This window comes from Pseudoalteromonas sp. NZS37 (assembly GCF_015864265.1).
GTDB classification, from domain to species: Bacteria; Pseudomonadota; Gammaproteobacteria; order Enterobacterales; family Alteromonadaceae; genus Pseudoalteromonas; species Pseudoalteromonas arctica.
Map to the genome: position 1 here is coordinate 558,859 of NZ_JADYXL010000002.1, position 15,091 is coordinate 573,949.

The window sequence follows — 15,091 nt, forward strand, 5'->3', positions numbered from 1 at the left end:
AGGTTTGAGTGGACAAGTTACTTGAACAAATAAAAAAAGGCACCGTGTGGGCATTTCCTGGCGGCATACACCCACCACAACAAAAATCACTCTCTAATAGTGCGAGTATCACTCGCCTACCTTTGCCCGACAAACTCATTGTTGCGCTTAAGCAACACATAGGCGCAAACGGTAAGTTACTGGTAGAAAAAGGCCAACACGTCTTAAAAGGCCAACCACTTACAGCCCCTGCTGCTAACTGGTCGGTACCTGTGCATGCACCGAGCTCTGGTGTGGTTACTGATATTGCACCTATGCCATCAGCACATCCATCGGCCCTACCTGAACTAAGTGTTATTATTGAACCAGACGGCAAAGACGAATGGGTAGCTCTAAATAAAAATAAAAATCCTGCTGAGCTTAGTCATGATGAGCTGATAAATATTATTCACCAAGCCGGTATTAGCGGTATGGGTGGTGCTGGTTTTCCTACTTATGTAAAAGCAGATACCAAGCAACCTATCGAATTTTTGATTGTAAATGCTGTTGAGTGCGAACCTTATATTACTGCCGATGACGTTTTAATGCGCGAACACGCTAAAGAAGTTATCCAAGGCATTGAAATAATGCAGCAACTTTTAAACCCAACACTGTGCATTGTGGGTATAGAAGATAACAAGCCTGAAGCTATTGCAGCAATGAAGCAAGCAGCTGAGCATAACTCAAAAATTATTATTCAAACGGTGCCAACTATTTATCCATCTGGCGGTGAAAAGCAATTAATTAAATTACTTACTAACCGTGAAGTTCCTAGCATTGGTATTCCTGCCGATATTGGTATTTTAGTGCATAACACCGGGACTTTGTTTGCCGTACAACAAGCCGTTTATGAAGGTAAACCACTCATTGAACGTATAGTTACGGTAACAGGTAACACTATTCATAAGCCTGGGAATGTATGGGCACTACTTGGCACTGAAATAAAGCATTTACTTGATTGCCAAGGTTTCTCACCTGTACCGCAGCAAAGTGTTGTAATGGGCGGCCCAATGATGGGCTTTACGCTACCCACAGTGCGTATTGGCATAGTTAAAACAACTAACTGTATTTTAGCGCCTGATCATAAAGAGCTAGCGGAGCCCGGCCCTGAAAAAGCCTGTATACGTTGTAGCGCCTGTGCTGATGCCTGCCCGGCCTCTTTATTGCCACAGCAATTACAATGGTTTGCTAAATCAAAAGAGTACGACAAACTACAAGAACACAATTTATTTGACTGTATTGAATGTGGTGCTTGTGCCTATGTATGCCCAAGCGAAATCCCTCTTGTGCAGTACTACCGTATAGCCAAAGTTGAAATTAAAGAACAACAAGCTGACAAAATTAAAGCCGACAGAGCAAAAGAGCGTTTTGATGCACGAAAAGAGCGTTTAGATCGCGAGCAAGAAGAACGTCAAAACCGCCATAAACGTAAACCTGCCGCTAAATCTTCTGACGAAAAGCAAAAAGTAGCAGAGGCACTAGCCCGCGTTAAAAATAAATCAGATAACGGCGATGAAAAATCAGCTGTTGCAGCCGCTATTGCACGCGCTAAAGCTAAAAAGCTAGGCGATCAATCTGCTGAATTAGAACCTGACAATAGCGAAGTAGCAAAAGAGCGCGCACTACGTAAAGAACAAGCGCGTAAATATAAAGAGCAAAAATCGCAAACAGATGAATCGGCCGAGACTGCGCCCGTTGATGATAAAAAATCAGCAGTCTCTGCAGCCATTGCTCGCGCTAAAGCTAAAAAAGCAGCACAAGCAAGTGAAGTGGCTGAACAAGCAGCAAGTGACGAATCACAAAGCGATGCCCCTGTTGATGATAAAAAGTCAGCAGTAGAGGCGGCTGTTGCGCGTGCTAAAGCTAAAAAAGCGGCTAAAGCACTTGAGGATACTGAACAAGCAGTGAGTGAAGAGCCACAAACTGATGCCCCTGTTGATTACAAAAAAGCAGCGGTAGCGGCGGCCATTGCTCGTGCTAAAGCTAAAAAAGCGGCTAAAGCATTAGATGGCGCTGAGCAAACCGTGAGTGAAGAGCCACAAAGCGATACTCCAATCGATGATAAAAAAGCAGCGCTAGCGGCGGCCATTGCTCGTGCTAAAGCTAAAAAAGCGGCTAAAGCATTAGATGGCGCTGAGCAAACCGTGAGTGAAGAGCCACAAAGCGATACTCCAATCGATGATAAAAAAGCAGCCGTAGCGGCGGCTGTTGCGCGTGCAAAAGCTAAAAAAGCGGCTAAAGCATTAGAAGAAGCTGAGCAAACCGTGAGTGAAGAGCCACAAATCGATGCCCCTGTTGATGACAAAAAGGCAGCGGTAGCGGCGGCTATTGCCCGCGCTAAAGCTAAAAAAGCAGCTAAAGCATTAGAAGAAACCGAGCAAACCGTGAGTGAAGAGCCACAAAGCGCGGCACCCGTTGATGATAAAAAAGCAGCGGTAGCGGCGGCCATAGCTCGTGCTAAAGCTAAAAAAGCGGCTAAAGCACTAGAAGATACCGAACAAACTCAGCCCCAAGAGCCACAAGTTGATAGCGCAGCACCTAAGAGTGCAGAAAGTAACACCGATGACTCATCAGTTCTTATTAACGCAGATAAACCTAAATCAGCCGACGATAAGAAAAAAGCCGCCGTGGCTGCTGCAATTGCGAGAGCAAAAGCTAAAAAGTTACAAAAAGAAGGAAATAATCAGTCATGAAATTAACCATGGCCAGTTCGCCGCATAATCACAGCCATAAATCGTTAACGCGATTAATGCTTAGCGTTATTGCTGCGTGTATTCCTGGGCTAATTGCTCAAGTTTTCTTTTTTGGAACAGGTGTACTTATTCAACTGGTACTAGCGCTTGTTGCTGTAAGCGTATTTGAAGCTGCAATAATGCTAATACGAAAGCGCCCTGTTTGGCCTGCATTAAGTGATGGCAGTGCGTGGCTTACTGCCGTGTTATTGGCACTGAGTATTCCACCACTTGCGCCTTGGTGGATAATCGTTATTGGCTGTTTATTTTCTATTGTTATAGTTAAACAGCTTTATGGCGGCCTTGGGTTTAACTTATTCAATCCAGCAATGGCGGCTTATGTACTGCTTTTAGTTTCGTTTCCGGTACAAATGACCGCATGGTTGCCTGTTACCGATTTAATAAATACGCCAATAGGCTTTGCTGATCAGCTAAGGCTAATATTCACCGATTTTACGGCCTCTGGGTTTAGCCTAGATCAAGTACGTGCAGGGGTTGATGGCCTAACAATGGCAACACCGCTGGATACTGTTAAAACAGACATAGCACACGGTTTAACCGTTACCGAAAGCATGCAAAAACCATTATTTAACGAATGGGCTGGCCTTGGTTGGGTGTGGGTTAACTTAGGCTTTTTAGTGGGTGGTTTATACTTATTAAAAGCAAAAATAATTAACTGGCATATTCCTGTAAGTTTTATCGCAAGTTTAGCTGTATGTAGTGCTATTGGTTATATCGCATCACCAGGTACAGAGCCGGGCACCCTATTTCACTTATTAAGTGGTGCCACTATGATGGGGGCCTTTTTTATAGCAACCGATCCGGTATCTGCAGCAACAACTAACAAAGGGCGCTTAATTTATGGCGCGCTAATTGGCTTACTAATTTATTTAATTCGTACCTTTGGTGGTTTTCCTGATGCCATCGCATTTAGCGTATTATTGATTAATATTGCAGTGCCGCTAATAGACTACTACACACAGCCACGTACTTATGGCCATGGAGCAGTAAAATGATCATTTCGTCAATGGCTAAAAATGGTGCTATTTTAACTGCGTTTGCTTTAGCAACAACGGGCTTAGTTGCCTCTATCAACGCGCTTACTGCCGATAAAATTGCAGAGCAAGAACAACTGCAACTTACTGCGCAGCTACAAGAAGTGCTCGACCCAAAATCGTACGACAATCAATTATCACAAGATTGCGTAATTATTACTGACGAAAAACTAGGCCCACACGCAAACCAAGTAATTTACCGTGCTCGTAAAAACAATAAACCAGTCGCTGTTGTTATTAGGCATGTTACGCCAAACGGCTACAGTGGTGATATTAACTTATTAACAGCTGTATTGAGCGACGGCACTATTGCTGGCGTGCGTACGACTAAACACGAAGAAACCCCTGGTTTAGGCGACAAAGTAGAAGTTAAAAAATCACTTTGGATCACAACATTTAAAAGCTTAACGGTTGAAGGCGAAGAAGACGCTCGCTGGGCTGTGAAAAAAGATGGCGGCCAGTTTGATCAATTTACAGGCGCGACCATAACGCCACGTGCTGTTGTGGGCTCTGTTAAAAATGCCGTATTGTTCGCACAAACTAATTTTGATGATATTTTTGCAGCACCTAATGCCGAATGTATGGAGGTAGCTAAATGAGTGAGTTAAAAACATTATACAAAGAAGGTGTGTGGGTAAATAACCCTGCCCTTGTACAGCTTTTAGGTTTATGTCCACTGCTTGCCGTTACCTCAACTGTAACAAATGCCTTAGGTTTAGGCTTAGCAACTTTACTCGTACTAATAGGCTCTAATGTTACCGTATCAATTGTGCGTAACTGGGTGCCAAAAGATATTCGTATACCTGTATTTGTAATGATCATCGCGGGCTTTGTAACAATAGTTCAATTACTTATGAACGCTTATACCTTTGGTTTATATCAATCATTAGGGATTTTTATCCCGTTGATTGTAACTAACTGCGCCATTATTGGCCGCGCCGAAGCATATGCCTCTAAAAACCCAGTTCATTTATCAGCATTTGACGGCTTAATGATGGGCTTAGGCTTTATGGCTGTACTGTTAGTATTAGGTACTATGCGCGAACTAATCGGCCAAGGTACGCTGTTTGACGGTGCCGACTTATTACTTGGCCCATGGGCACAGAGCTTGCGCATAGAAGTATTTAACTTTGATAACCAATTTTTACTCGCAATTTTACCACCGGGTGCCTTTTTAGGACTTGGGCTACTTATTGCTGCAAAAAACGTAATTGACGCACAAATAAAATCAAAACAAGTTGCACCGCCAGAGGCTGAAAAAGGCCCTCGAGCACGTGTTACCAGCTTAACTTAAGGGGAAAACGTATTAGAGCAACAATTAGCACTAATACGTTTTAAGTTGCATGAATAAAGAAAAACGTCACCAAATACTGTCGCGCCTGCGCGAAGATAATCCGCACCCAGTTACAGAGCTTGAATATTCAAGCCCGTTTGAGTTGCTAGTAGCAGTAACTCTTTCAGCGCAAGCAACCGATGTAGGTGTGAATAAAGCCACTCGAAAGTTGTTCCCTGTTGCTAATACACCCCAAGCCATTTTAGATATTGGGCACGACACACTGCGTGATTATATAAAAACCATTGGCTTATTTAATTCTAAAGCTGCCAACGTGTACAAAATGTGCCAAATTTTGGTCGATGAACACAACAGCATCGTGCCAGAAAATCGTGAAGCCCTAGAAGCCCTTCCAGGCGTTGGCCGTAAAACCGCTAATGTTGTACTCAACACAGCCTTTGGCTGGCCTGTAATAGCCGTAGATACACATATATTTCGTGTATCTAATCGTACTAAGCTTGCCATGGGTAAAGACGTAGTTGCTGTTGAACAAAAGCTTGAAAAAGTAGTGCCTGCTGAATTTAAAGTAGACGTGCACCATTGGTTAATACTACACGGGCGCTACACCTGCGTAGCACGTAAACCTAAATGTGGCAGCTGTATTATTGAAGACCTGTGTGAGTTTAAAGAAAAAACGGAATAGCCCCAAAAGCGCGGTAAGTAGTCGCGAGTTTACCTCGCGCAATGAAGCACAAGCCTCAAAATCCCAAAAGCGCGGCAGAAAGCCACGCCTACAAATATAATACCCCCCTGTAGATGCGAGTTTACCTCGCGCAATAAAGCATAAACCACAAAAGCGCGGCATAAAGCCGCGCCTACAAATACAACGCCAACCCTGTAGTCGCGAGTTTACCTCGCGCAATAAAGCACAAGCCCAAAATCCCAAAAGCGCGGTAGAAAGCCACGCCTACAAATACAACGCCAACCCTGTAGTCGCGAGTTTACCTCGCGCAATAAAGCACAAGCCCCAAAATCCAAAAAGCGCGGTAGAAAGCCACGCCTACAAATACAACGCCAACCCTGTAGTCGCGAGTTTACCTCGCGCAATAAAGCACAAACCCCAAAACCCCAAAAGTGCGACATAAAACCGCACCTATCAATCCATCTAGATAAAACATTTTTATACGTGAGGGCATGTTAGTGAAATTGTACAATTATTAGAATATTATCAAAGTATTAATTTCACAAGTCTCACTCCTTTGGTTATGCTAGTGAGCATTATAAAATTTTATTGTGAAACCCTCTATGCTACCTCTACTTCGTATCTTGATAATTGAGCAAGACCCAGCCACTTTACAAGGGCTTTCAACTAATCTGTCAAAGACCATTCCTAACTTTGAGCGAGATGATATTCATATCGATATTATTGAATGCCTTGAGCTTAAACGCGCGTTGGAACATGTAGAGGAAGATGGTGATATTCAAGCCGTAGTTCTAAGCTGGGATATGCACAACAAAGTGGGTGAGCGGATGTATAGCCGCTTTATTGAAGAGTTAAAGGCAATTCGTCTTGAGCTGCCTGTTTATGTTATTGGCGACGACACCAAAGGGCTGGAAATCGTAAACGAATCAGAAGAAATTGAATCCTTCTTTTTTAAAGATGAAGTAATTTCTGACCCTGAAGCGATTTTAGGTTATATGATCAACGATTTTGACGATCGCTCGGAAACTCCATTTTGGACGGCATATCGTCGTTACGTCGGTGAAGCAAACGACTCTTGGCACACACCGGGTCATAGCGGTGGCTCCAGCTTTAGAAACTCACCTTACATCAAAGATTTTTATCAGTTTTACGGCCGCAATGTATTTGTTGGCGACCTGTCGGTTTCGGTAGACTCGCTAGGTTCATTGTCAGACAGCACCAATACCATTGGTCGCGCTCAAGAATCAGCTGCGGCGACGTTTGAAGTTAAGCACACCTACTTTGTTACAAATGGTTCATCTACCTCAAATAAAATCATTTTGCAGACACTCCTGCGCAAGGGAGATAAAGTAATTGTCGACCGTAATTGCCATAAATCAGTACACTATGGCATCTTGCAATCAGCCAGTTACCCCATTTATTTGGCGAGTATTTTAAATCCAAAATATGGCATTTTCGCGCCACCGTCGTTGGCCGACATCAAATTAGCAATTGAAAACAATATTGATGCTAAATTACTAGTGCTTACCGGTTGTACTTACGATGGCCTACTTAGCGACCTGAAACAAGTCGTAGATTATGCTCATCAATATGGTATTAAAGTGTTTATAGATGAAGCCTGGTTTGCATACTCTTTGTTTCATCCTAGCTTTCGTCATTATTCTGCGATACATGCAGGGGCTGACTACATTACACATTCGGCACATAAAGTGGTGTCGGCGTTTTCTCAAGCATCTTATATTCATATTAACGACCCCGATTTTGATGCTGATTTTTTTCGAGAGATTTATAGCATCTACGCTAGTACATCGCCTAAATATCAGCTTATTGCATCGCTTGACGTGTGCCAAAAGCAATTAGAGATGGAAGGCTATAAGCTGCTCAATGCGCTACTAAATCATGTTGAAGAGTTTAAACAACAGATGGCCTCGCTTAAGCAAATTAAAGTATTAGCTAAGCAAGACTTTATGGAAATATTCCCGCATTTTAGTGGTGATAACATGGGCCACGACCCATTAAAAATCCTTATTGATATTAGTGAGCTACCTTACTCATTAAAAGATATTCATAAATATCTACTGGATGAAATTGGGCTAGAGATAGAAAAATACACACACAGCACCATTTTGGTTTTACTTACGCTTGGCGGCACGCGCTCAAAAATAATTCGTTTGTACAATGCGTTGAAAAAGCTAGACAGCGGTAAGGTAAAACTATCGAAATCGACGCGTAGAGCCCGCTTACCTGAAAATTTACCTGCCATAGACTTGGCGTGTATTCCAAGCGATGCTTTTTATGGCGACCGCGAATCTGTGCCTATCAGTAAAAGCAACAACCGCATTTGTGCAGGTTTAGTTACTCCATATCCACCGGGCATTCCGCTTTTAGTCCCAGGCCAGCATATCACTAATGACCATATCGAATATTTACAAGAGTTGGCAAGCCAAGGGCTAACGATACAAGGCAGTTTCGATGGTGAAATTTATGTTCTTAAGGGTAAGGTTAAAAAATAAAGGTATTGGTTTAATACTATCTCAATAATGATTACTGGTGGCAGTGTCGCAAGACATTGCCGCTTTAACAGTATTTAAAAGTAAAATACAAAGTGGAATAAATCATTCTTAAAAATATTAACTAATTTTAGGTGAAAAAAAGCAAGCCAGGTGGCTTGCTTTTAGCGTCTTTAAATACACACACTCATAGACTCGATTTAACTATAACTTTTAAAATCTATAGCTTGCGCCAAATGTAATACGGCGGTCTGTAATACCTTGGAAACAAAGTAAAGCACCTTCGTTAACACAAGACTGGCTAACTTCTGATTCAGTTAAGTTAACGGCTTCAATACCGATATTTAGCTGATCGTTCACATCATAACTTATGCTGGCATTAAGCTGCCCTCTGTCTTCTTGTATAACAGGGAAACCCCATGGAAAGCTCGAGGTGCTACCAAAGTCAGTTGAACGGTACCCTTCGCGCCACGTGTAACGCGCTCGAGCAGATAGACCGTATTTCTCATAGTAAAATGTAATATTATATGCGTTTTCTGACAGATCAATGAGTGATTGCTTAGCACTTATGTCTGCATCCGGGTTACCGGTTGTTAATGCAAAAACAGCATTTGCACGACTCGTTGCGGTGTCAAATGATTCACCACCAGAAAATTCTTGATAGGTATAGTTAGCAACCACACCAAAACCTGATGCCCAACCTAGCTCTTTTTCAAAACTTGATAAGTCGTATTGAGCTGCAAGCTCAATACCTTGCTGTGTTGTTTCACCAGAGTCATTAATAGTAGTTTGTGTTGGTACACATAACCCTACACCAGCATCTGGGCCAAATACGTTTATGTCAGCAATTGGGTTAAATATGCCGCCGCCTTCACACTCTGGACCATTTGTATCGCGAAAGCCTGTGCTTGGGTCTTCAAATGGGTCAACTTGTTGTGTAACGTGCAAATCGCTACGTGTTTTATGAAAGTACCCCACACTTAACAAAGCAGCGGGTGCAAAATACCAATCTGTGGATATATCGAAAGAGGTTACTTCTTCTGGTGCTAAGCCTGAATTACCAATTGAAACGGCACTATTAGGGCTTGTGCCAAACGTAACAGATGTAGATAGGTCATCAAAATCTGGGCGTCTAATATCTTTTGACCAACCTAAACGAACAATCACATCTTCACTTACATTCGCGGCTAAATTGAATCGAGGTAAAAAGAAATCGTAATCACCTTTTGACGTTAGCTGAGTAACCAGTTCGTTGCCACTTCCATCTTGAGTAACAGAGTTACCTAGCGATGTAACTTCAGTCTCTAAATAACGTAGGCCAAAGTTACCGCGAAACATGCCGTACTCAAAATTTGCTTGTGCATATAAGGCATGTGTTTCTTCTTCAATATCAAAAAATGCATTTACTTGAGACGTTGGTGAACTTATTGGTCCACGATCAGAACCCGTTATTGCATTATTAGCTTCAATCGCTTGGTTAAGCGCTGCTAATACGGCTTGTGGATCAGAGGATGCAAGCTCTGGGTTTATAAGTAAGAAATCACGAATATAGAGTGCTCGCCCATCACCATCGTTAAAGTTATCTGGGCCCGCTGTTAATAATTGTGCAAATAAATCACCCGTTGGGCTATCAGCCATATTTCTTAAACCAACGTTAGAGCGAACTTGATCCGACACACTACTCGTTTTACTGTAGCGGTAACCAAAATCGACTGACGTTATTACATCATCTAAGTAATATGTAAAATCTGTACGAAACGCATCTTCTGTATTTTCTGACTCATCTTGCCCTTGGTTTACGTCACGTAGAACAACATTTGCAGGGTCGAGTAATTGAGCCATTGTTGGCGCGTTTGCCTCTCCCGTTGCAATCCCAAACGTAAGTGCATCACCTGTAAGATCATACTCAAAAGGAGTCCCGTTTTCATTTGACGAATTAGTAGCAACATTTGGATTTATAAAATTAAGCGTTGTATTAAAGCTTGGTGTAGTTGAATCAGAACGAGAGGTTGAGGCTTCAACACTTGCAAATAATCTATCGCCTTGCCATTCGCCCCCTATTCTAAATATTTTGCTCTTTGTGATGCGTGAATTAGTATCGCTAGAAAAACGCAAGTTAGGATCGCCACCACCGTCTTCAACCGGAATTACGCCTCTTACGGCCGCTTGTATGCTGCCTAGGTTTTGTCCGTCCAGTGAACCAAAATTAACTGTTTCAAATTCACTCGGTATTGATACATTTCTAAGATCACTTAGGCCAGATGCTTGTACTCTTGAGCTTTCTTGGCGGCGCTCTTGATCGTTAACAACTGCATCAAAAAAGAATTTCATATTATCGTTTGGTGCATATTCAAATGTACCTGCGAAGTTTTTTGTCTCGTATTCGTAATTATCGTAATCTTGAATTAAAAATTGTACTGGTAGAAAATCAAACGATTGTGCACTTGCAGCACCACTATCAGCGGCTACCGAATTATCTCTATCTGCGCGAGGACGAAATGCGGTTACGTCTTGCTCACTGTAACTACCACTAAATACAACACCAAACTTACCGCCCGAATCAAGCTCCCAGTTATCACCCCAAGCACCCGATACCCTAGGAGTCACGCCATCTGTTGATAAGCTACTATCTTCACCTTGGACTCTAATTGAGCCTAGAGTTTCATTTAACTGTAACGGGCGAATTGTTTTAAGGTTTATTGTTGCGCCCACAGAGCCTTCGATTGTTTTTGCTTCTGGTGACTTAATTACTTCTACACCAGAGATGATTGCAGCTGATACATCCTCAAAACTAATGCCACTTCGTCCAGACCCTGAGCCAACTGTTGATACGCCGTTCACTTCTGTACGATTAGCATTGGTACCACGAATTTGAACACCCGTACCTACCCCTGCTTCACGAGTAATTTGAATCCCTGTTACGTTTTCAAGTACTTCTGCGAGGTTTTGATCTGGTAGCTTACCAATATCTACAGCCTCGATAATTTCAACAAGGCTATCTGCTGAACGCTTTTGTGCAAGTGCATTTGTAAGCGATTGTCGAATACCTGAAACCTCGATAACCTCAAGATCGTCTGCAGCTTTTTTTGGAGCTTCTTGCGCCTGTGTAGACAAAGATATACCAAGTGCGGTTGCCGATATAACTGCCAGTGTAATTTTAGATAACTTGTGACTCATAGTTTTTTTCCTGTGTGTGTGAAATGCTATGTTTAACCAGCTACTTTATTGTTTTTATTAAAAGCCCTTTCTTATTACAAAATATTAACCTTATATTTACACCCACACCTACAAAGGTCAACCTTTTGGTAATGAATTTAGATCAAATATTATGCAATATGTTATTACCAAAATAGAAAAAACTAACTAAATTTCAAGTTAAAAGCAAAACTTACATTTTAAGTTGATGTTATTTATGGTTTTTAAATTCTATTAGAAATAGGGCTGTCAATAACAAAGGTTAGAATAGTTATCGTTTTAAAAATGAAATAATTTAGGCAGGAGAAACCGATGATGTTGGGCGTGCTTAATAAACAGCATTATTGGTTAACCAATTTAATTGTTTTTTAGTTAAGTAGCGTAATTCAGGAGTGAGTTTTTTTAAGTACTGTTTGTTGATGTTATCGAAAATATAAAATTGAATAATTTGAGGATCAAAAAAGGCGGTAAAACCGCCTTTTTAATGTGATCTAATGTTTAACTATTATTATAGCTTGTAGCTCAAACCTAAGAATAAACGTGGGCCGTAGTCATTCACTTCACCTAAGTTACCTTCAACAAAGAAGTCTTGTGATTTAGGTGCACTGAACAAGTTAATTGCTTCTGCTTTAACTCTAAAGTGCTCATCAATTTTGTATGATGCGCGCATTTCCCACACACCTACGCCATCAACATAACGAAGTCGAGTACCATTTGTAGTATATGGTTGGAAATACTCACTACGATATTTGTAAATAACAGCAGTATCAAATCCACCAATTTGGTAGTACAGCTGACTGCTAAATACATGCTTTGAGAAACCAGGTACTGAAGCCGACTCAATAATACCGTCAGTTAACTGTGTAGTATTACCATCTACGTCAGTCTCAAACGTATCGCCGTATAAGCTATCTTGGAACTCAAAATCAGTGTCTGCATAGTTGTAACCAAATTTCATACCGATGCCGTTATCCCAGCGGTAAGAAAATGAAGCTTCAAGACCTAATATTTCACTGTCTTCATCTGATGTAACAGAGTTAGTAATTGGTAATGAAACAGTTTCACCGGCAACAGTAAAATCTTCAATTACTGTTTGTTGTTGAAAACCACCGTTGAACTGTTTGTAGTATAAGCTTAACGCTAAGATTGAATCTTCGTTAGGGTACCATTCAAACGCAGCATCGTAGTTCCACGACATAAGCGGTTGAGTGTCCGGGTTACCAGAGCCATTTACACCCACTAATAAATCGCTGATTGAAGTTGCTGTACCTTCTGTATCTTCTTGGAATGTACGGCTGTAACCTAAATCAGATGGATCTGCGCGTGACATACCACGGTATATACCTGCACGGAATAAAATATCTTCACTGTAGTCAATAACTAGGTTAAAACTTGGTAAATACTTCGTGTAGTCACCACCGCTTTTTATTTTATCCAATGAACCATTATCAGATTCAACCAGAGAAAGTACACCGGTGTCGCTTGTTACTACGTCAAAGCTATTTCTAAAACCAATCGAAGTTACTTCTGTGTCTACAATACGAAGACCAAAGTTACCGCGAATGAATTTACCAAACATTTCAGTATCGTAGTTAGCCATTAAGTACACTGATGTTGTTTTTTCTGTTACATCGATTGTACCTGCATTTTCATATTCAACTTCTGGGTAAGCAAACACACCATCAGCGTTAGAACCCGCTACAGCTTGTGAGAAACATACGTTGTCGTATGTAGCCCATGATGAACCTGTACCGCTATCTACAACGTTACCGTCACTATCAACATTTGTTACGATATCGCCATCAGATACACTTGATAAAAAGCCTGATTCAGGGAAATCGATTTGACAACCTTGTAATACGTTAAGCGCTTCAGTACCAGAGTCTAGTGTAAATTCGTTTCTTGAACCGTTACCTTGGCTACCACCATACTGTAGGAAGGTCATTTCAGATGTTCTAATACCACCTTGAATACTGGTGAAAACATTGCCATCTAAGGTATAGTCAAAATCTAGTCGCGCTGAGATAACTTCGTTTTCACGAACATTTTCACGATCAAGTCGTGTTCTTAGGCTATCTGTAAAGTTTGAAATATCTGTTACGTCAAAGTCTGTCAGTGTGAAATGAGGGATCTCATCGCCCATATCCCAAGAAAAGAAATTACGACCTGATGTTCTACCACGGTTAGATATTTGAAGTTCTTCACGTTCAGTTTTTGAATACGCTAAATCTAAGTCAACAGTTAATCTATCGGTAACTGTATGTTCTATATTTATGCCGTAACCTTGGTAGTTTTCTTCACGAGAAAATTGCTCACCCGCTGATTCAATGCGCTCTTCACCTTCCCAGTGCAAAATACCGCCTACATCATTAGTAACAAGTGTTGGACCGGTTACGCCTGGTGTTGCACGTTTTTGTAAAAAGATTAAATCGTGGCGTGCTTCTTGTTGTGTTCTATCTGAAATCTGTGCATCAAAGTTAACATCCCAATCAGCTGACGGTTGGTATTGCAGTGCAAAAAACATTGCATCACGTTCATCTGATGTCTCGTTTTGGCGGTAACTACGGCTACTGCCAGTCCAAGCGTAAGGAGTACCATCACTTACTGCTTTACCTGTTTCAGGATCAATTTCTGTATCGTAACCTTGGTTGCTACTGCCACTAACTTGGTCTTCACAGTCGCCTGCGCTGCTACGATAAAAACCTTCATTAGTATTATTTGGATCGTTTAAACAGGCCCACAATGAAGAACCAGATGGGCTAGAGCTTCTGTATTCAGCTTCTGGTTGGCTGATATCTTGGCGCTGTACACCAAAAGACACACCAACAGCTTGGCCGTTATCAAATTCAAACTGGTCTACATAACTAAACGTGCCACGGTAACCCGCGTCACTTTGAAGTGAGTTATCTACATTACCTTCATCAGGGTTGTAGTTTAATTTAACTTCAGCTGATACACGTTGCTTGCCAAAATCAAGTGGAGTTATAGTTTCAAGTGCAATAACACCTGCAACACCACCTTCAATCATTGACGCATCTTGCGTTTTATAAATTGCTACTTTTTTTACAAGTTCAGACGGAAACTGCGAAAAGTTAACTGAGCGGTCACCACTACCATTAGTCGCTTCACGACCATTGATATGCGTTGCACTTAAAAATGGACCAAGACCACGAATAGTGATTTCTGTTGCACCACCGTTTTCACGGTGAGATGCAGCACCTGTAATTGATTCCAGTGCTTCACCGATAGACAGTGCTGGTAAATCACCAATATCTTCAGATGACAGGCCATCAACTACCGTTGTTGCTTCACGTTTAATTGCTATTTGGTCTTGAATCGTTCTACGTGTACCTGTAACACTAATTATTTCAACGTCTTCTTCAACTTCTGTCGCTTTTCCCTGATCTTCCTGTGCGCTTGCTGTAAATACGCAAGAACTTGCCATACCTGCGATGACCGCTGTTCTTACCCATTTTGCAACTGGGCGCATTGCAAACTGCCCTGTTGTAGAATTATTGTTATCTCGTGACTTCAACGACATTTGAATTCTCCGCTGGTTGTTGTTGTGTGATTTTAGTGTGTTAGCTTGTTATGCTTATGTATAT

8 protein-coding genes are annotated in these 15,091 nt (G+C 41.6%); 6 read left to right on the forward strand and 2 right to left on the reverse strand.

Annotated elements, in window-relative coordinates:
• Positions 1-8: 8 nt before the first annotated feature.
• From rsxC to I6F47_RS05840, 6 genes are all read left to right on the forward strand, one after another.
• Positions 9-2,711 carry an electron transport complex subunit RsxC gene (gene rsxC, locus I6F47_RS05815; protein WP_197183502.1) on the forward strand — a complete coding sequence of 901 codons (2,703 nt, stop codon included), beginning with the start codon at positions 9-11 and terminating at the stop codon, positions 2,709-2,711.
• A complete protein-coding gene (gene rsxD / locus I6F47_RS05820; protein ID WP_002962268.1) occupies positions 2,708-3,766 on the forward strand; it encodes an electron transport complex subunit RsxD in 1,059 nt (352 codons plus the stop codon). The genes rsxC and rsxD overlap by 4 nt, the downstream gene beginning before the upstream one ends.
• Positions 3,763-4,404, forward strand: coding sequence for an electron transport complex subunit RsxG (gene rsxG, locus I6F47_RS05825; RefSeq protein ID WP_002962266.1), 642 nt, complete (start codon positions 3,763-3,765; stop codon positions 4,402-4,404). Before rsxD ends, rsxG begins: the two co-directional genes overlap by 4 nt.
• Positions 4,401-5,099: an electron transport complex subunit E gene (locus I6F47_RS05830; RefSeq protein WP_002962263.1), complete on the forward strand. Its 699-nt coding sequence runs from the start codon at positions 4,401-4,403 to the stop codon at positions 5,097-5,099. Before rsxG ends, I6F47_RS05830 begins: the two co-directional genes overlap by 4 nt.
• Before the next feature lie 49 nt (positions 5,100-5,148).
• Positions 5,149-5,781, forward strand: coding sequence for an endonuclease III (gene nth, locus I6F47_RS05835; protein WP_197183503.1), 633 nt, complete (start codon positions 5,149-5,151; stop codon positions 5,779-5,781).
• 602 nt (positions 5,782-6,383) lie between these two features.
• Complete coding sequence (locus tag I6F47_RS05840; protein ID WP_197183504.1) at positions 6,384-8,294, forward strand: aminotransferase class V-fold PLP-dependent enzyme; 1,911 nt, start codon at positions 6,384-6,386, stop codon at positions 8,292-8,294.
• 210 nt (positions 8,295-8,504) lie between these two features.
• Here the strand turns inward: I6F47_RS05840 and I6F47_RS05845 are convergent, their stop codons facing one another.
• Positions 8,505-11,468, reverse strand: coding sequence for a TonB-dependent receptor (locus tag I6F47_RS05845; protein WP_197183505.1), 2,964 nt, complete (start codon positions 11,466-11,468; stop codon positions 8,505-8,507).
• Between the two features lie 526 nt (positions 11,469-11,994).
• Entirely contained in the window at positions 11,995-15,027 is a 3,033-nt protein-coding gene (locus I6F47_RS05850; RefSeq protein WP_197183506.1) for a TonB-dependent receptor, read from the reverse strand.
• Between the last annotated feature and the right edge of the window lie 64 nt (positions 15,028-15,091).

Coding starts and splice junctions, on each gene's coding strand:
- rsxG (WP_002962266.1), top strand. CDS start 3,763: ATGATCATTTCGTCAATGGCTAAAAATGGTGCTATTTTAACTGCGTTT.
- I6F47_RS05840 (WP_197183504.1), top strand. CDS start 6,384: ATGCTACCTCTACTTCGTATCTTGATAATTGAGCAAGACCCAGCCACT.
- I6F47_RS05845 (WP_197183505.1), bottom strand. CDS start 11,468: ATGAGTCACAAGTTATCTAAAATTACACTGGCAGTTATATCGGCAACC.
- I6F47_RS05830 (WP_002962263.1), top strand. CDS start 4,401: ATGAGTGAGTTAAAAACATTATACAAAGAAGGTGTGTGGGTAAATAAC.
- nth (WP_197183503.1), top strand. CDS start 5,149: ATGAATAAAGAAAAACGTCACCAAATACTGTCGCGCCTGCGCGAAGAT.
- I6F47_RS05850 (WP_197183506.1), bottom strand. CDS start 15,027: ATGTCGTTGAAGTCACGAGATAACAATAATTCTACAACAGGGCAGTTT.
- rsxD (WP_002962268.1), top strand. CDS start 2,708: ATGAAATTAACCATGGCCAGTTCGCCGCATAATCACAGCCATAAATCG.